The following is an 18493-nucleotide window of genomic DNA, read 5'->3' as shown; positions in this document are numbered from 1 at the left end:
TGCTTTAACCCTTTTTGGCGTATTTAATGTACAGGTCACAGTCAATACCCGCACTCCCCTGTTGCGTCGCGTCATTCAGCCAGTGATTCACCTGTTTAACCTTTTCATCGGTGGTTAATTGACCCGTAATAGAAAGCACCGGAATATGGGTGAAAGAAGCAAACAATTGTTGATAGGCGTAACGCGTATCGTCTAAAAACTGTGTATCACGCCAGAATGCCGGTAACCCGCGAGAGATACCGCTGACTATCTTGTTATTCTGCCGGGCGATCGATTCGCTACTGACGATATCGACATAAATCACCCGTGTGGGCAAAGGCAAACTGCCGTCCGCGATTTTTTTGTGATATTTGCGCACGGTGCTTTCAAACATATCAAGTGAGGTCAGACGGCTATAGGCCCAGGCATAGCAGAGATGGGTTAAATACGAGCGGTCAAAGAAGCGAAAAGCCTTGTCCTGCATACGCTGACTTTCGTGTTCGATAAACCAGTTATTGATGTATTCGACCTCTTCAAGCGTACGTCCATTACCGGGGAAGTCCTCCCTTTTGAGCACTTTCCCCAGCTCGAAGCAGACTGCCTCGCCCTGCGCCGCCAGTGCGTTAATCAACAAACTCTTCCCCGCACAGGGCAGCCCTTCAATAAAGATCATTGGCATTTGTCCTCAAAAACACGTCGTGCTTTTTCAATTTCTGCATGAGGATCAATACCCATTGCGCGAAGCGTTGTGTGGCAAAAATGGAAAACAAAGCAATCCAGCGCCAGCCCTATTTTCATCTGTAATTGAATCGCCCGGCGGCAAAAATCGTCATCCGTGTAATAACCCGAATCAAAAGACTCATCCAGCAATCCGACCCTGTCGAGGACATCGCGTTTCATTAATAAACAGTGGCCGTATGCGCTGGCTATGGGTTGTGAGCGGTGTTTATTTTTCTCATAGAGTTCTGCGGAAAACTGTTCGATATCACTGGTAAGAGAATCAAAATCAACCAGCAGCGGATTGGTGCAATCGGTTGAGGCAAACGCTCTGTTAGTCAATGGGGCAACGATGTCATAGGTATTTAAATGGGCAAGCATGCGTTGCAATACGTTTGCGGGCAGGATGACATCATTATTAGCAAAGAGCACAAATTCGTTCTCCACCCGTGATAACCCTTGATTCATACCGGTGGTGTAGCCAAGATTGCGCTCATTAGTGATAAGCGTAGCGTCCAGATTTCTCAGGTATCGCCGCATAGTTTCATCACTGCCGTTATCAATAATAATAAGGCGGTTAGCTATTTGCCCGGTTAACGAGTTAATGAAGAGTATCGTTTTTTCCATTTGATTAAAAACGGGCACAACCACGTCAATATGCATATTCGTTCCCACGATTATTTACCGGAACTGAAGCCCGCCGAAATATATTATATAAGGTCGGGCCACCATGGTTTTGGCCGCAGACAGCGGGCACGAAAAAGATAAATAACAATAAAAAAGCGTAAAGAAATAGCCCGCCAGGGAATGGCCTATATGCCTCTTTCCGGCGTATCGTGATTCAGATGATCAAATAAAAGTATTAGCGGACTGTACGCAGCCTGCAATATTTTTTGTTGCAGGCTGCGTAAAAGAGTCCGCTTAACAGACTACGCGCGGGTTTCGGTCCGCTCAATCCATCATCCCTTTAAGTTTAGCCAGCAGATACGCCGCCACCGACGTGGCATCGCTGATGACGCCGTCGCGGATCAGCGCTTCAAACTCGCGTATGGGCATTTTGCGGGCGGTCAGTCCAACCTCTTCCGGATCCAGCGACTGCTGGTCATAGTGCAGATTTTCTGCGAGGAAAATATGGTAGCCCTGGCTTGAGTATCCCTGCGCCAGTTTCTGGTAACCAACATGGCGCATTGTTCCGGCCACCAGCCCGGTTTCTTCCCGTAATTCACCGGCGGCAACCTCGCCGGGATCGGCATCAGGATTGCACTCCCAGGCACCTTGCGGCAGCTCGATCGTCTGCTGCTTTAGCGGATAGCGGAACTGCTCCACGACATAAAGTGAGTCGCCCTCTCTGGCGATAATCACCACAAAATCGGCTTTCTCAACCACCGAGTAGATCCCTTCGTTGCCATCAGCCCGCAGGATCCGGTCTTCACGCAGACGCATCCATTTATTGCGGTAAATTTCCGTGGTGGTCAGCGTTTTGATACCGGTCATCGTTATTCTCCTGGCGTCGCCATTATTGACATCTCACTCTGTTATCCCTGTTTTATCATCAACCGGGCGGCTTCCTACCTGCAACTCTTCTGATTTTTTTCACTCAAAACGATCAACGCTGTCGGTCTGAAAGGGGTTGGCAAAATAACAAATAAGAGATGATTGATTAAAGTTCATGCAACATTCACCCTTTTAAGGTACATTTCATTCGAAAGTTGGACGTGAATGGCGCATCCGTATTGCCAGGCGCTCAGGATGCACAAACTGAGGAAAAAAACGCACGGTTAGTGTGGGAAAGCGCAGATATTTCATCGGGTTAGTTTTTGTGTTATCAGTATTCCCCCTCATCTTTGACGGGGTGCTTTATCCGCATTCCAACCCATACAGAGGCTGATAATGGAATCTATCGTTTATGTTGTCGATGATGATCATGCCGTCAGGCAATCGCTCGTCCGGTTGCTGGCGTCGGAGGGTTACCCCGCTGTCGATTTTCCTTCCGCGGAGTCCTTTTTCGCCGATCCTCTGGTTTCCGCCCCTTCTGTGCCTTCGTGCCTGATCCTCGATCTGAATATGCCGGTTGCCGACGGTTTTGACGTGGCGGGGGTACTGAAAGATCGCGGGCGCGATCTGCCCATTATCTTTCTCACCGGGTACGGCACCATTCCGCTAACGGTACGGGCGATGAAAGCCGGTGCGCGGGAGTTTTTGACCAAACCGGTGGAGCCGGAACGGCTGTTGTCTGCGGTTGCCGAGGCGCTGAACGTGGCAGAGAAAGAATTTGCACAACAGCAGGAGCATTTCGCCCTCAGGCAGCGCCACCTCTCCCTGACGCCGCGTGAGCAGGAAGTGTTTGAGCTGGCCATTAGCGGCCTGCTGAATAAGCAGATCGCCGCCGAGCTTGGGGTCAGCGAAATCACCGTCAAAGTGCATCGCCGCCGGGTAATGGAGAAAATGCAGGCCCGCTCTCTCGCCGATCTGGTTCACGCTGCGGGCACCCTGCACATTGCCAAATCCCGTAGCCGCTAATCCCCCGCTACGGGTAATTCGAAGGTAAACAGGCTGCCGAACGGTTGCCTTGCCTGCGCGTGAAGTTTGCCCTGATGACGTTCAATGATCGCATGGCTGATGGTTAACCCCATCCCCATTCCCTGCGGTTTGGTGGTATAGAACGATTCAAACAGCCGCGCCTGCACATCCGCATCCATTCCGCTCCCGGTGTCGGCAATCTGGCAACTGACGGTTTCCGGTTGCGGGTTTTGCGTGTGCAGCGTCAGGATCCGAGGGCGCGAATCCACATCGCTCATCGCTTCAATGGCGTTCATCACCAGGTTCAGCAGCACCTGCTGAATCTGCACACTGTCGCCATAAACGAGACTGTTACCCGCTTGTAGAACGTATTCAACGGTAATACGTCGGCGCTCCAGTTCGCTGCGCGACAGGGTCATAATATGGCGGAGCAACACGTGCAAATCGACGCGTTCCAAAACAGGTGTCTGCCGCCGCGTCAGGGATTGCAGGCTGCGGATCACTTCACCTGCGCGCTGACCTTCACTGATGATCTCCGCCAGCCCGGCGCGCACATTCGCTACCGGTATCGGGTCGCGATTCAGCCAGCGCAGACTGGCGCCCGCATTGGCGACAATCGACATCAGCGGCTGATTGATTTCATGGGCAATGGAGGACGTCAGTTGCCCGACCGTGGTGGCCCGTGAAACCCGCGCCAGTTCTGCCTGTGCAACGCGCACGGCGTCCTCGCTTTGCCGCTGCGCGGTAATGTCGGTGATGGTGCCGAAATACTCATACACCGCGTGACCTGCGCCAACCGGATCGCCGATACCCAGAATGTACCGACACTCGCCATCGGCGCGGATAATACGGAACTCAGCCTGCATCGTCAGGCCATCTGCAACGCTGCGGGTGACCAGTTCGCTGATATGCGGGTGATCGTCCGGGTGCACAAACGTGAGAAACTCCGCCATCGAAATCAGTTTCTGCTTCTCCGGCAGACCGAGGATGCGTGCATACTCTTCGGACATGTGCATCAGATCCTGCTCCAGCTCCCAGCGCCACGTTCCGGTATGGCTGATTTGCTCGCCGAGCATCAGCGACGTCTGGCTGGCGCGCAGCTCTTTCTCTACCCGACGGCGCTGAACGTTCTCTTCCAGCAGCTCGGCATACAAACGCGCGGTTTCCAGCGAAACGGCGGCATGCGCACCCAGCAGGTTTACCACGCGGGAGTGTTCAGCGGTAAACACCTCCGGCATCAGGCGATTTTCCAGATATAACACCCCCACCAGCCGCGCCTGCTTGAACATCGGCACGCACATCACCGCCGCGCCGGAAGTGAGCAGATAGGGATCCTGACTGAACGGGCTGTACTCTTCCGGCCTGCCGGTACGGATCTCCTGCCCGGTGCGGATCACTGCCGCCAGCACCGACAACGGCATATCGGTCGCCATCGGCATCTCTTTCATCACCCGCACGCGCACGCCGTCGTTGCTGGTATGCGCGCTGGCTTCAATTTCCGGGATATTGTCGTTGAGCACGCGGATCAGTAACCCCCGCTGCGCGCCCGCCCGTTCCAGCAGCATGGTCAGCAGAATGTGCATCAACCGTTCCAGGTTAATCTCTTCCGACAGCGCGCGGGAGGCTTTAATGATGCTTTGCAGATCGCGAATCTCTTCATTTTGCGCAAAGGCAATGGTGTCGTAAGGCGTACTTTCCGCCGGTGCCACCAGATGCGGGTGCTCCTGTTCAAGCTGGCGGACTTTCGCCCGCGCCCCGGTTCGGGCCCAGGCGGCTATCGCCCCACGGAAGTGCGCATCCGCCGTGGTGTGGTAGCCGCAGGCCAGCGCAAAACGCCCGGCCAGTTCATGGGAGAGCGCATTGCTGGGGTTAAATCCCGCTTCGCGAGAGAGCCTGATGGCTTTTTCGTACTGCGCCAGTGCGATGCTGTTCATGCCATCGAGACGCACGATCTCGGCATACACCAGCGCTTCTTTATCGCTGAACGTGCCGGGGTTCACCCGTGCCCAGTGGGCTATTTTGTTGTAGTGCGTGTTCAGGCGCAGACGGTGTTCGGCGGAAAAGGTATCCGGCGTCAGTTGCATCGACAGCGACAATGCGCTGTAAAGGTGGAGATCCAGCAGATTGATATGTCCCGGTGCGGACCAGGCATGTTTCTCCGCTTCGGGCAGCGCCTGCCCGGCCTGGGCGTACTCACCGGCAAAGAAGTGCGCCATCCCGCGGTAGAGCCAGAACCAGAACAGCATGGTCGCAGGTGGCGTCTGCGGCAGTAGTGACGCCGGGAGCACCGCTTTACCGCTGAACACGCCTTCCGGTTGCCGCAGAAACTCGACAAAGTGACGTTGTAACTCCAGAACCGTATCCATATCCTGATAACGGGTTTCCCGCACAAACGCCAGCCCGCGCTCAATGGTGCTCAGGACGCTGTCGAGGTGATCGCCGCGACTCAGGCTGTTGCTCACCTGGCGGAAGGTGGCAAAACAGGCAATGGTGAGATCGCCATGGGCTACGGCTGCGCTGAAACAGGCTTTTGCATACTCCACGCTGCGCGATAAGGGCTGCGTCCAGACGCTGATCCGGCCCAGCGGCATCAATGTTTTGGCGGCGTATTCGTGTAAAGCGTGTCGCGTGACCAGATCGTGCGCCAGCGTGCCGTATTTCAGCCCCAGATGATATTCGCCATAACGTTCGCCAATCAGCACGCCAAACCACGCCAGCGCGGAAGTGGATGCCCCTGTCAGACCACGCTCCAGTGTCAATTGCAGCATCTGGCAGAGCAGCAAAAAATGCAGACGCGGGCAGATAAAACTGGCGTACAGACTGGCGCTCGCCAGCAGGTTCATTAACGCATCGGTTTCGCGGTGGTTCATGCGCGGCAGCGCCATAAACAGGCTGGCGGGATGTTCCCCCACCCGCGCATGCATGCTCTGCCAGGCATCATCGCACTCTTCCGCATCGGGCCAGCGGTTCAGGTGAATACCGAATACCGACAGCCAGCACAGCGTGGTCTCCAGCGCCAGCGGATAGCTGGACTGGCGGATATGCACTTCTGCCAGCAGGTTGGCCGCCAGCGCTTTTTCTGTCAGCCCGCCCGGCGCTGCCAGTAGCTTTTCACACAAACTGCGGGCGGTGGCGAGACGCCCCAGCAGAAATTCGCACTCCGCCTGTTGCAGATCAAGGGCAAACAGCGCGGTGTTGTCGGGGCTGAGAATACGCGCAGTGTGTAAATACCCCAACGCGGAGCGGTAATCACCGGTGCGCTTTGCCCGGCGGGCCGCGAGTTCACTCAGCTCACTGAACATCCGCCGTTGCGGCGGTGGCTGAACGCAGTCAATGGCCGCCGTGACATGGTGAATCGCGCGGAATAACACGTCATTCCCGGCGGCGTGCCGTGATGTCTCCGCCAGCAGCGTGGCGGCGGTCAGGTGCAACTGACTGCGTGCTGCCGGATCCAGCAGCGCGGCGGCAGCCTCCTGAATGCGCTCATGAGGAAACGCATACTCTTCCGCACCGAGGGTAATCAACTGTACCAACACAGCCGGGTGCAGCCGGTAGCGCACATCGGTTGGTGACATCCCCAGTATCTGGCCAATCAGCGATATCTCCCCGGTCGTGCCCAGACAGGCCATGCTACCCAGCAATATGCGGGTTTCTTCCGGCATATGCGCCAGTTGCTGTAGCACCAGGCCTATCACGTTTTCACTGTAATGCCGGGCGCGGATAGCCTCGAGATCGTACTGCCATTTGCCCTGATAAGGGTTATGGCTGACCAACCCGTCTTCGGCAATGCGCTTAAAAAACTCATGGACAAACAGCGGGTTACCGCCTGTTTTTTCGTGGATAATCTTCGCCAGATCCGCCGTTGCCGCCGGGCGTGTCTGAAAGAGGGTCGCCAGCCATCGGGAGACCGCTTTGCCGGAGAGCGGCTGCGGCACACTCTCCACCGTTTGCCGGGCGGCATGGCGCAGCCGGGTTAACGCGGCCTCAAACGTCTTGTCCTGTAACGACGGTAGATCCCGGTGTGAGACCACCAGCAACAGCGGTAACCCGCTGCTGTTTTGCAACAGGTATTCCAGTAATTGCAGGCTGGCATCATCCAGCCAGTGCAGATTGTCGATCAGCAGCACCAGCGGGCGGCCTGGTGTGGCGAACACGTTCACCAGGCACAGCACCATATGGTTGAAGCGCGCGCGGGAATCCAGTGAGAAGGTGTCGACAAACGATCCCGGTGGGTTGCCAATCAGTAAACCCAGCTCCGGCGCCAGGCTGGCTGCCAGTGCTTCGTAACCACGCAGCGCGCGGGAGAGCCGCGATTGCCATTGCGCCACCTCTTCCGCCGGTAACCCCAGCAAATGCAGCGCCAGCGAGCGAAACGCCGCCGTCAGTACGCCCAGTGGTACAACGTGTGACGACTGCTCAGCCTTACCGAGCGCAATCAGCGTCGGACGACGCTGGAAGGCTTTCAACGCCGAGGCCATCAGCGAGGATTTTCCCATGCCTGATGGGCCGCTAATGATCGCCAGCATTTGTGCGCCGCGCTGATTCACCTCTTCCAGCGCGGCGACCAGTTCACCCGCCTGCGGATGGTCACGGTACAGCGTGTCGGCAAAGTGCAGCGCCGGGGAGCGATCCTGTAAAGCAGGTGTAAACAGTGCGATGCGGTGATCGGCGGTGAGCGTCGCCTGGCAACGGCGCAGATCGGCAATTAACCCGTCGATGCTCTGGTAGCGTTTTTCCGGCGATTTGGCGAGCAATTTCAACACAATCCGCGACAGCATCTCCGGCACGTCTTCGCGCACCGTATGCGGCGGCGAGGGCTCGGAAGCAATATGGTGCAATGTCCACTCCGCCTGCCCGCCTTCGCTGAGATCAAAGGGCAATACGCCGGTGAGCAGCGCATAAAAGACAATGCCGAGACTGTAGAGGTCGCTGCGGCTGTCCACCGCGTGGTGCGTGCGGGTGGTGTGCTCTGGCGACATATAGGCCAGCGTCCCGCCGGAAAGCGGCAACCAGCTCTGGGCCAGTTCTCCGGCAGGACTCGTGGTCAGGCCGAAGCCGCCTAACCGGCAGCCGTCGTCGTCGAGAAAAAGATTACCGGGCTTAATATCGCCGTGGATCAGGTGGTGTTGATGCATCTGGCGCAGCGGCGCGCAAAGCTGTACCGCCAGCGCCAGCCAGTCGGCAACCGGGACCAGGGGTTGGGTCGCCATGCGGCTTAACGGCTTAAAGGGGAACGCGGGATACACCAGCGCATAACGGCCATGGTATTGCGTGCTGGCGATGGGTTTGACCGCCCAGCGGCTGTCGAGATACGGGCGCAGGGCAAATTCATTTTTGAGGAGCTGGCTGGCGCGGGGTTCCGTCTCGTCGCTGACGGCAGTGGCAAGAATAAATGTCTCATCGGCCTGTGGCTGGCGCACGTTCATCCAGACAATGCATCCCTCCTGCGCCAGCGGCGTGTAGATGGCGTCATCCTGAAGCGTAAACGGCTGGCCCTCGTCGGTTTCGCCCGCCGTGGGTTGCCGGTGCAGCCGATCTTTCCCGCTCATGGTTTATCCTCGCCCGGCGTCAGCACGCGCTGAATATGTTCCAGCAGGATATCGATATCGATGGGTTTGCGCAAAAAAGCCACGGCACCCGCGCGTCCCGCGTACCGTGGCCAGGTTTCCTCGTCATGACCGGAGATAAAAATCACCGGCGGCGGCGTCGGGCTTTGCTGCAATGCCTCGAACAGCGCCGCCCCGCTCATGCCTTTCAGTTTTATGTCGACAATCACCAGCGCGGTGTCGTTACGCGCCGGCATGTCGTTGAGAAATGCCTCGGCAGAAGCGAATGTCAGCGTGGCGTAGCCATCGGATTGCAGCAAATTGCTCAAACCGCTGCGTACGGAGGGTTCATCATCAACAATGGCAACACGCTGTGTAAGCGTCATTCGTTATCCTCGGGCATCGGGCATCGCTAATGCGGCGGCGAGTCTGAACGTTCAGGCTGCGGCGCGCCGCTGATTTTGGGCACGCACTCATGGCGAAACCACGCCAGAGTTAAGGGTTCGCGGGCGATCAGCCTGCGAATGGCCGGAACCAGTTGCTCCCCCACCAGCATGCCAAACAAGCCGAACAGCGCCACCACCGGTGGTGCGGGCGAGTGAACCTTCAGTAAAGCATAAATCCCCCCTGCCAGAACACCGACAAGGAGTGAGACAATCCAGGATTTCATAGAGTTACCCTGCGCTTGAGTGTGTTATCAGCGTGGCAATCAGTTGCTCACCCAGCAGCATGCCGAGCAAACCGACCAGTGCAATAGCGGGCGGTGCGGGAGAGCGCACTTTCAGCAGCGCGTAGATCACACCAATCAGCACGCCTGCGGCGAACGATATCAGGCCGATATTCATGATTTTCTCCTGCCGGGAATAAACGAACGAAGAGCGCTGACCGGCGGGTACCGGCCAGCGAGGCGCTTAACGCGCCGGAACCGGGGCCAGCGTGCGGTGACCGGCTTTGGCTCTGGACGGCGCTTTGTGCACCATGGTGTAGGCGTAATCCACACCCATGCCATACGCGCCCGAGTGCTCTTTCACAATCGCCATGACCGCGTCGTAGGTTTCGCGGTGCGCCCAGTCGCGCTGCCACTCCAGCATGACCTGCTGCCAGGTCACCGGGATGACGCCCGCCTGGATCATGCGCTGCATCGCGTAGTCGTGCGCTTCTTTTGACGTACCGCCAGAGGCGTCCGCCACCATATAGATTTCGTAGTCGCCTTCCAGCATGGCGCACAGTGAGAAGGTGTTGTTGCACACTTCTGTCCACAATCCGGAGACCACCACTTTGCGTTTGCCGTTAGCCGCCAGCGCATCGCGCACTTTCTGGTCGTCCCAGGAGTTCATGGAGGTGCGTTCCAGAATATCCTGCTCCGGGAACACATCCAGCAGTTCAGGATAGGTGTTGCCGGAGAAGCTTTCGGTTTCCACGGTGGTAATGATTGTCGGGATAGTGAAGACCTTCGCGGCTTTTGCCAGCGCGACGGTATTGTTTTTCAGCACCTGGCGGTCAATGGACTGCACGCCGAACGCCATCTGTGGCTGGTGATCGATAAAGATTAACTGACAGTTAGCCGGGGTCAGGACTTCAAGCTTCGAGGTTGTCATATCAGTACCCATAGAGGTTAAAGTGAAGATCGCTACGTTCAGACAGCAAACGACGGGTCATCGCTATCGTTGGCTGCATGGTAGGTATCCCGCCCCGGCAAAACCATTATCTGATGGTATAACTATCCTTTCGTATACCTATACTTTGGTACAACTATCCTGCGCTTTATTCCCGTCGCCATAATCCCTCCCGATGCTTACCGGCCGCTATGCGCCGCCCCAGACTGGAGGAATGATGGATTCGCTCACACACGCAGAACTGATATTGCTTAATGGCCAGTTTCACACGGTCGATCGCGAAAACCCGTTTGCCGACGCTGTTGCCATCCGTGACGGAAAATTTGTCAAAGTTGGCAGCGCCGCAGAGGTGATGGCCTGGCAGGGCGAGCGCACGAAGGTGGTCGATTTGCAGGGCCAGACCGCGATTCCGGGTCTTAATGACTCGCACCTGCACCTGATTCGTGGCGGGCTGAACTACAACCTGGAACTGCGCTGGGAAGGCGTGCCTTCACTGGCGGATGCGCTGCGTATGCTGAAAGAACAGGCGCTGCGTACGCCGTCGCCGCAGTGGGTGCGCGTGGTGGGCGGCTGGACAGAGTTCCAGTTTGCCGAGCGGCGCATGCCGACGCTGGATGAGATCAACGAGGCCGCACCTGATACCCCGGTTTTTATCCTCCATCTTTACGATCGTGCCCTGCTTAACCGCGCTGCGCTGAAGGTAGTTGGTTACACCCGCGATACCCCTAACCCGCCCGGCGGCGAGATCCAGCGTGACAGCAATGGCAACCCCACCGGCATGTTGATCGCCCGCCCGAACGCGATGATCCTCTACGCCACGCTGGCGAAAGGCCCGAAACTGCCGCTGGAGCAGCAGGTTAACTCCACGCGCCAGTTTATGCGCGAACTGAACCGCCTCGGCCTGACCAGCGCCATTGATGCAGGCGGCGGTTTCCAGAACTACCCGGACGATTACGAGGTGATTGCCGAACTGCACGCCAAAAAACAGATGACGGTGCGTATTGCCTATAACCTGTTTACCCAGCGTCCGGGGCATGAGCTGGAAGACTTTGAAAAATGGACCGACATGCTGACGCCCGGTCAGGGCAGTGATTTCTTCCGCCATAATGGCGCGGGTGAAATGCTGGTGTTCTCTGCGGCGGATTTTGAAGATTTCCTTGAACCGCGCCCGGATCTGGCGCCAGGTATGGAAGAGGAACTGGAACGCGTGGTGCGCCATCTGGTCGAACACCGTTGGCCGTTCCGCCTGCATGCCACCTATAACGAATCCATCAGCCGGATGCTGGATGTGTTCGAAAAAGTGAACCGCGAAATCCCCTTTGATGGCCTGCACTGGTTCTTCGACCACGCGGAAACCATTACCGAAGCCAATATTGATCGTGTCAAAGCGCTGGGCGGTGGCATTGCCGTACAACACCGGATGGCGTTTCAGGGCGAGTATTTCGCTGAGCGCTACGGTCAGCAAGCCACGAAACACACCCCGCCGGTAGCGCGCATGCTGGCAGCGGGTTTGCCGGTGGGTCTGGGCACCGATGCCACCCGCGTGGCCAGCTATAACCCGTGGACGGCGCTTTACTGGCTGGTCTCCGGGCGTACCGTCGGCGGTATGCAAATGTACGAAAGCAGTGCGCGACTCGATCGCGATACCGCCCTGTTGCTGTGGACGCAAGGCAGCGCCTGGTTCTCCAGTGAACAGGGGAAAAAAGGCCAGATCAAAGCCGGTCAACTGGCAGACCTCGTGGTGCTGAGTAAAGACTATTTCCGCGTGCCGGAAGAAGAGATCAAAGGCATTGAGTCGGTACTGACGGTGGTGGGCGGCGAGATTGTGTATGCCGCAGGCCGTTTCGGACCGTTAGCACCGCCGGCGATCCCGGTGTTGCCGGAGTGGTCTCCGGTGGTGAACGTGCCCGGGCATTACCGCAGCGCGCCGCCACAGGCGGCGCGTGTGGGTCAGGCAGCGGGCGTGCATCACTGTTCCGGGCCGTGTGGGGTTCACGTTCATCAGCACGATATCGCTCGCGGATCCGCCGTGCCGGTAGCGGATGAGAACGCGTTCTGGGGTGTTCTTGGCTGTAGCTGCTTTGCGTTCTGACATCATGAAAACATCAACGTTTCCGCTCTCTGCGCCCCGTATTGATACGGGGCTGTTATTCCTGCGCCTGACGGGCAGCCTGCTGCTGTTGTATGTGCACGGTCTGCCGAAAATCGTCCATTTCAGCGACCAACTGGCGCACATCGAAGATCCGTTCGGTTTTGGTCCGTGGATGAGTCTGTTACCGGCCATTTTTGCCGAGGTGGTCTGCCCGCTGTTCATCATTGCCGGTCTCTGGACGCGGCTGGCATGTGTGCCGATCATCGTTGTGTTACTGGTGGCGATGCTGGTGGTGCATGCGGACTGGTCGCTGGCAGAGGGGCAATTCGGCTGGTTGTTGCTGATTATCTTTACCACCCTGTTGCTGACCGGGCCGGGTCGCTGGCGCGTCAGCCTGCCTGCCAGAGGAGCCCTTGCATGACGCAACAAAACGAACTGCATGCAGCAGTGACAGTGTTACCACCTTCTGCGGGGGAACCCTCTGGATCGGCCTGGCAACCGCTGCGTCAGCGCGTGTTTCGCATGCTATGGATTGCGACGGTGGTGTCCAATATCGGCTCATGGATGAGCGACATTGGCGTGAACTGGACGATGCTCTCCCTGAGTGCGGATCCGCTGGCGGTGGCGCTGGTACAGGCTGCCAGCAGTCTGCCGATGTTCCTGTTTGTCCTGCCTGCCGGGGTGCTCGCAGATATTGTCGAGCGTCGCAAGATCCTGCTTTTTTCGCAGGTGTGGACGTTCTGCGCCGCCGCAGGGCTGGCGCTGCTGTCGTTTACCGGCAATGTCACGCCGGAAGTTTTGCTGGCCGCCACGTTTTTACTCAGTACCGGCGCGGCGCTCAGTTCCCCTGCTTTTCAGGCCATCGTGCCGGATCTGGTGGAAAAACAGGCGCTCAGCCCGGCGATTGCCCTCAATTCGCTGGGGATCAATATCAGTCGTGCCATCGGCCCCGCGTTAGGCGGTTTGATCCTCTCGTTTGCCGGGCCGTGGATGGTGTTTATGCTCAACGCCCTGTCCGTGCTGGGCGTCGGCTATGTGCTGCACCGCTGGAAACCGCAAACGACACTGCAACGCCTGCCGCCTGAACACTTCTTTACCGCTATTCGCGGCGGGCTGCGCTATGTGCATGCCGCGCCGGTGTTGCGCAATGTACTGGCGCGCACCGTGGCTTTTTTCCTGTTTGGCAGCGCCGGATGGGCAATGCTGCCGCTGGTGGCGCGTCGCGAGCTGGGGCTCGGACCTGGCGGCTACGGCACTATGCTTGCCTGCATTGGTCTGGGGGCGATTTGCGGTGCGGTGGTGCTGCCGACACTGCGTAAGCGGCTGAATGCCGACCAGATGATGGTGTCGGCCAGTTTGTTGTTTGCCCTGACCATGCTGGCACTGGCTTTTGTCCGCTATTTCTGGCTACTGAATCTGTTTGAGTTTTTCACCGGATTTGCATGGATAGCCGTGCTGTCGACGCTCAATGTTGGCGCACAGCGAAGTGCGGCTCGCTGGGTGAAAGCGCGGGCGCTGGCGGTCTATCTGACGGTGTTTTTCGGTTCGATGACGCTGGGCAGCGCTCTCTGGGGAAAACTCGCCTCGGCGTATGGCATTTCATGGGCGCTGTGTGCAGCGACAATGGGAATGTTGCTGGGGACTGCTACAGTTTTACGCTGGCGGCTGGAAAAAGATGCGGCGCTGAACCTCGATCTTATCGGGCCACCGGACGGCATCGTTGAGATGGCCGTGGCCCATGAACGCGGGCCGGTGCTGGTGAGTTGCGAATACCAGATTGAACCGCAGGAGGCGCAGCACTTTATGCTGGCCGTCCAGGAGATGCGGCGCGTGCGGCGACGCACTGGCGCGATGGGTTGGGCGGTGTATGAGGATATCCGTCAGCCGGGGGTGTTTGTGGAAACCTGGCTGATGGGATCGTGGATTGAGCATTTGCGTCAGCATGAGCGTCATACGGTCAATGACCGTTTGATTCAGGAGCGTGTGCTGGCGTTCCACCGGGGCGGCGTCTCGCCGGTCATGCGTTATCTGATAGCACCCGGTGAGCGGTAAGTTTATGGCAATCACCCACTACTTAACGATGAGGTAAGCAGATGAGCACATTTAAAACGCAGGATGGTACTCAGATTTATTACAAAGACTGGGGCGCGGGTAAGCCGGTGCTGTTCAGCCATGGCTGGCCGCTGGATGGTGACATGTGGGACAGCCAGCTCAATTTCCTCGCCGAGCGTGGTTACCGCGTTATTGCCTTTGACCGCCGTGGTTTTGGGCGTTCCGATCAGCCGTGGAACGGCTATAACTACGATACTTTCGCCTCGGACATTAACGATCTGATCACGACGCTCGATCTCAATGAGGTGACCCTGGTGGGCTTCTCGATGGGCGGTGGCGATGTGACCCGTTATATCGGCCGTTACGGTAGCGCACGCGTTGCAGGCCTGGTGTTGCTGGGCGCGGTGACGCCGATTTTCGGCAAAACCGCCGATCATCCGCAGGGCGTGGACAAGAGCGTATTCGACGGTATCCTGGCGGGGTTACGTAAAGATCGCGCGCAGTTTATCAGCGATTTCGCCACCCCGTTCTATGGTCTGAACGCCGGGCAGAAGGTTTCTGACGGCGTGCTGACGCAAACGCTGAATATTGCCCTGCTGGCATCGCTAAAAGGGACGCTCGACTGCGTTACTGCATTTTCTGAAACCGACTTCCGTCCGGATGTGGCGAAAGTGGATGTGCCCACACTGGTTATTCATGGCAGTAATGACCAGATTGTGCCGTTTGAAGCGACGGGCAAACTGTCGGCGGAGCTGATCGCCGGGGCGGAGCTGAAAGTGTATGACAACGGCCCGCACGGTTTTGCGGTCACCCATCAGGATCAGTTGAACGACGATTTGCTGGCGTTTCTGAAGACACTGTAAGCACGCCGCTAAACTGTTGCCTGGCGAAGGCCCGATAGCCGTAGCGTTATCGGGCTTTTTTTTATTAAGATGCCTGGACTTAACGTTTTAAAGGAGCGACCTGATGGTTTAGCTATCGCTGGTCGCCATCGCACGGTCACGCCCTTCTATCTTCGCCTGATACAGCGCTTTATCCGCGCCCTCCTTCAGGCGAATGGCATCGTCAAAATCGGCATCGGCGACCACGCTGTAACAGCCCGCGCTGATGGTTACCACCGCATGTTGCCCGCCCGCCTGTGAGTGCGGGATTTTCGCCCCTCTCACCATACTGACGGCGCGGCGCGCCACAAACAGTGCCGCTTCTGGCCCGGTATCCGGCAGGATGATGGCAAACTCCTCACCGCCGTAACGGGCAATCAGGTCGTTCTTGTTCAGTTGCAGTTTTTGCAGAATATCGCCCACCAGACGTAAACAGTTATCTCCGGCCACATGGCCGTAAAAATCGTTATACCGCTTGAAGTAGTCGATATCGATCATGATGAGCGACACCGGTTTTTGCGTTTGCGCCGAGTTTTTCAGGCTTTGCGACAAGAACAGATCGAACTGGCGGCGGTTGGCGAGCCCGGTCAGGCCATCGGCCAGCGCCATCAGTTGCAGCGTATGGTTAATACTGGTCAGCTCATCCCGCAGCGTCGCCAGTTGCGTCTGATTCCGTACGTTAAGCCGGACCTGACGGAAAATGATTGCGCCCATGAGCAGCGTGCCGAGCAGCAGCATGGCGTTTAACACAATATCCGGCAGGCTGCCGCGTAACCAGCTATTCCACAGGGCGGATTTATCGTAGCCTGCGGCAACCACCAGCGGGTAGCGCTCCGAGCGGGCAAAACCATAAATACGCTCGATGTTATCCAGCGTGGACACCCAGGTGCCGTGGCCGCGATCTTTTTGCGACAATTCGCGGGTGAACAAGGGGCTGGATGAGAGATTTTGGTTGATGGTCTCATCGCCATATGGGCGCACATATAAGGTGGTGCCGTCGGTGGTCAATAACGCCAGCAGGTCACGATCCTGAAGCTCGAAATAGCCATAGAAATGGCGGAAATACTCCACTTTTACCGTGGCCAGCGCTACTCCGGCAAAACCGCCTGCCGCATCGTTGATACGTAACGAGACCGGAATCACCATGTCCCCGGTGGAGCGGCTGCGGATCACATGACCAATATGCAGGCTGCCATGATTGTTGCGGCGATGATAAATAAAGTATTCGCGATCGCTGTAGTTGGTCATCAGCGGGCGTTTGTCGAGCGAGGTGGCCAGCATCGTCCCCTGGGTGTCAAAAACCATCACCCCGTGCAACTGCGGGACCCTGTCTTTCAGTTCGGCCAGATAGGTGTTGAAAGATGGAATATTGATCGACGCCAGCCCCTCCTGCGGAATGTTGCGGCGTACTTCACGCAGGACCAGTTCCGCCTGCAAAAAGGTGTCTTCCGCCTGGCGTGCCTGCGCGACAGAGAGGTTAATGGCGCTGCGCTCCGCGTCCTGTACTGTCTTGTCCCACGATCGCGTCAGCGTCCAGACGCAGGTGACAATGCCAGCCAACAGCAGCCCTGCCATAAAAAAAGTGATACTGCGGCCAAGAGATGAATTGAGCGCGAGTGCACGCGCCACATTCTTCTTGAATTTCATTATCCCTCCGGAACCACATCCGCTGTTATTCTGTTAAGCATAGAAGCACGATGATTTATAAGCCAAATAAGCGCGTTATTTGCACCGGACCGGCGTTAAGCGGGGGGGGATGTCCCCTGCTTACACAGGGGAAGTGCGAACGGACAACACGGGCGCATGACTTCGCTGTCAGCGTGTGACTCTGAGCGGCCAGTTAATCGGCGAGATACCATTGAGCACCGGGCGGGCGAACAGAAAGCCCTGGAAACGTTCAATGCCGACTGCTTCCAGCCAGCACCACTCTTCCACTTTTTCGACCCCTTCCGCCACCACGGTGATTTGCAGCTCTGCGCAGCAGTCAATGATGGCTTTGACAATCGCCTGTTTCGGGCCGTGCAGATGGATATCGGTCACGATCGTGCGGTCGATTTTCAGTTTGTCCGGCTGGAACTTCGCCAGTAGCGACAGCCCGGCGAAACCGGAACCGAAGTCGTCAATCGCCAGGCCAATACCGGCTGCGCGAAGCTGGCGAATAGCCCAGGTAAACTCTTCGTAACCCGAGATCACTTCGTCTTCCGTCACTTCAACGATAATCTGCCCGGGATTGAGATTGTTACGCGTAATCTGACTGAGCAAAATATCCACCGCGCCGGGGATTTTGACCAGCGACATGGGTAACAGGTTTATCGCCACTTTATGGTTGCCGATCCCCATACGACTGGCCATCGCCAGCGCCCAGGCTTTGGACGCCAGATCGGCTTCATGCAGTTTATCCGGCGCGATGCTGGAGAAATACTCCAGCGGACTGCCGCCGTTTGGGCCGCGGATCAGCGCTTCGATAGACGAAATATTCCCGCGCAGCGGCTCAATGATCGGCTGAAACGCAAACTGGCACGGTTGATCGCCGGAGACCGGCGCGTGAGTGCTGGTGAACGGCGGAGTCTTACAGACAAAGCACCAGTGTTCCGGCGACGTACTGCGTACCCGATCATTGTTATTCTGCGAAGCGATAAAATTACGGATAAATTTGTAGACCCGGTCGATACTGGCCAGCTGGTAGCGCAGCGTGCCAAACCGCAGGATAGCGCGCAGCGCCGCTGCCGGCTTCATTACGCGTAAATCAAACAGCACCATGCCGCGATCGACAAAGCGACGGCGTGGCGCGAAATCGCGTAAGAGCTCCACCACATTACCGTGGCGATGATCCCGTTTAATTCGTTCAAAAACGGCGTTAACAGACGCCAGCGGCCCTTCAAGAACCTGCAAAAAATGATCGCCGTCGAACAGTAAGATGCCCGTTACCTGCAGTTGTGAATTACGCAGGCTTGCTCGCTCGACAAGGTTAGTCAGTTGAGAGGGATCTACTGTTCGATTCAGTCGGCTACGGTAAATCAAAGTCGCTAACACGAAATGCTGCCCTCAGAATGCCCACACAAAATCTACATAGATGCTGCCATCACGCCA

15 protein-coding genes are annotated in these 18493 nt (G+C 57.2%); 5 read left to right on the top strand and 10 right to left on the bottom strand.

All coding sequences use genetic code 11. The features are described 5' to 3' along the window. Positions 1-4: 4 nt before the first annotated feature. The 3 genes from ACQ3G7_RS12985 to ACQ3G7_RS12975 all read right to left on the bottom strand — a co-directional run bounded on the left by ACQ3G7_RS12985 (position 5) and on the right by ACQ3G7_RS12975 (position 2190). Positions 5-652 (bottom strand): AAA family ATPase, encoded by a 648-nt coding sequence (locus ACQ3G7_RS12985; RefSeq protein ID WP_430890102.1) that lies wholly within the window; start codon positions 650-652, stop codon positions 5-7. Further along, on the bottom strand, positions 649-1359 hold the full coding sequence (locus ACQ3G7_RS12980) for a glycosyltransferase family 2 protein (RefSeq protein WP_430890101.1): 711 nt from the start codon (positions 1357-1359) through the stop codon (positions 649-651). The genes ACQ3G7_RS12985 and ACQ3G7_RS12980 overlap by 4 nt, the downstream gene beginning before the upstream one ends. Positions 1360-1647: 288 nt before the next feature. Continuing rightward, the gene (locus ACQ3G7_RS12975) at positions 1648-2190 is read right to left on the bottom strand and encodes an NUDIX domain-containing protein (RefSeq protein ID WP_263096610.1); all 543 of its coding nucleotides are present in this window, start codon (positions 2188-2190) and stop codon (positions 1648-1650) included. 396 nt (positions 2191-2586) lie between these two features. Here ACQ3G7_RS12975 and ACQ3G7_RS12970 point away from each other — a divergent pair, with 396 nt between their 5' ends. After that, the gene (locus ACQ3G7_RS12970; protein ID WP_263096609.1) at positions 2587-3216 is read left to right on the top strand and encodes a response regulator transcription factor; all 630 of its coding nucleotides are present in this window, start codon (positions 2587-2589) and stop codon (positions 3214-3216) included. Here ACQ3G7_RS12970 and ACQ3G7_RS12965 read toward each other — a convergent pair. The 5 genes from ACQ3G7_RS12965 to ACQ3G7_RS12945 all read right to left on the bottom strand — a co-directional run bounded on the left by ACQ3G7_RS12965 (position 3213) and on the right by ACQ3G7_RS12945 (position 10360). Then, positions 3213-8765, bottom strand: coding sequence for a trifunctional serine/threonine-protein kinase/ATP-binding protein/sensor histidine kinase (locus ACQ3G7_RS12965; RefSeq protein ID WP_430890100.1), 5553 nt, complete (start codon positions 8763-8765; stop codon positions 3213-3215). The two genes, ACQ3G7_RS12970 and ACQ3G7_RS12965, sit on opposite strands and share 4 nt — an antisense overlap. Beyond that, positions 8762-9148, bottom strand: coding sequence for a response regulator transcription factor (locus ACQ3G7_RS12960; protein WP_430890099.1), 387 nt, complete (start codon positions 9146-9148; stop codon positions 8762-8764). The genes ACQ3G7_RS12965 and ACQ3G7_RS12960 overlap by 4 nt, the downstream gene beginning before the upstream one ends. Positions 9149-9174: 26 nt before the next feature. Continuing rightward, positions 9175-9432 carry a DUF1427 family protein gene (locus tag ACQ3G7_RS12955; RefSeq protein WP_061495830.1) on the bottom strand — a complete coding sequence of 86 codons (258 nt, stop codon included), beginning with the start codon at positions 9430-9432 and terminating at the stop codon, positions 9175-9177. Positions 9433-9436: 4 nt separating this feature from the next. Beyond that, on the bottom strand, positions 9437-9607 hold the full coding sequence (locus tag ACQ3G7_RS12950; RefSeq protein ID WP_430890098.1) for a DUF1427 family protein: 171 nt from the start codon (positions 9605-9607) through the stop codon (positions 9437-9439). Between the two features lie 66 nt (positions 9608-9673). Next, positions 9674-10360 (bottom strand): hydrolase, encoded by a 687-nt coding sequence (locus ACQ3G7_RS12945; protein WP_430890097.1) that lies wholly within the window; start codon positions 10358-10360, stop codon positions 9674-9676. 235 nt (positions 10361-10595) lie between these two features. On the opposite strand from ACQ3G7_RS12945, the gene ACQ3G7_RS12940 reads away from it, so the two are divergent. The 4 genes from ACQ3G7_RS12940 to ACQ3G7_RS12925 are packed head-to-tail and all read left to right on the top strand — an operon-like array spanning position 10596 to position 15385. Beyond that, positions 10596-12470 (top strand): amidohydrolase, encoded by a 1875-nt coding sequence (locus tag ACQ3G7_RS12940; RefSeq protein ID WP_430890141.1) that lies wholly within the window; start codon positions 10596-10598, stop codon positions 12468-12470. A gap of 4 nt (positions 12471-12474) precedes the next feature. After that, positions 12475-12891, top strand: coding sequence for a DoxX family protein (locus tag ACQ3G7_RS12935; RefSeq protein ID WP_430890140.1), 417 nt, complete (start codon positions 12475-12477; stop codon positions 12889-12891). Further along, complete coding sequence (locus tag ACQ3G7_RS12930) at positions 12888-14522, top strand: MFS transporter (RefSeq protein WP_430890096.1); 1635 nt, start codon at positions 12888-12890, stop codon at positions 14520-14522. The genes ACQ3G7_RS12935 and ACQ3G7_RS12930 overlap by 4 nt, the downstream gene beginning before the upstream one ends. Before the next feature lie 41 nt (positions 14523-14563). Continuing rightward, positions 14564-15385 carry an alpha/beta fold hydrolase gene (locus tag ACQ3G7_RS12925; protein ID WP_430890095.1) on the top strand — a complete coding sequence of 274 codons (822 nt, stop codon included), beginning with the start codon at positions 14564-14566 and terminating at the stop codon, positions 15383-15385. Positions 15386-15493: 108 nt separating this feature from the next. On the opposite strand, the gene ACQ3G7_RS12920 is transcribed toward ACQ3G7_RS12925, so the two are convergent. Together ACQ3G7_RS12920 and ACQ3G7_RS12915 are read right to left on the bottom strand one after the other, a co-directional pair. Next, a complete protein-coding gene (locus tag ACQ3G7_RS12920; RefSeq protein ID WP_430890094.1) occupies positions 15494-17050 on the bottom strand; it encodes a sensor domain-containing diguanylate cyclase in 1557 nt (518 codons plus the stop codon). Between the two features lie 168 nt (positions 17051-17218). Continuing rightward, positions 17219-18436, bottom strand: coding sequence for a diguanylate phosphodiesterase (locus tag ACQ3G7_RS12915; protein WP_430890093.1), 1218 nt, complete (start codon positions 18434-18436; stop codon positions 17219-17221). Positions 18437-18493 lie beyond the last annotated feature (57 nt).

Source organism: Kosakonia sp. N21 (assembly GCF_050587465.1).
Classification (GTDB): domain Bacteria; phylum Pseudomonadota; class Gammaproteobacteria; order Enterobacterales; family Enterobacteriaceae.
Note: the sequence above shows the minus strand (reverse complement) of the source record. Positions and strands in the feature narration are given on the sequence as shown.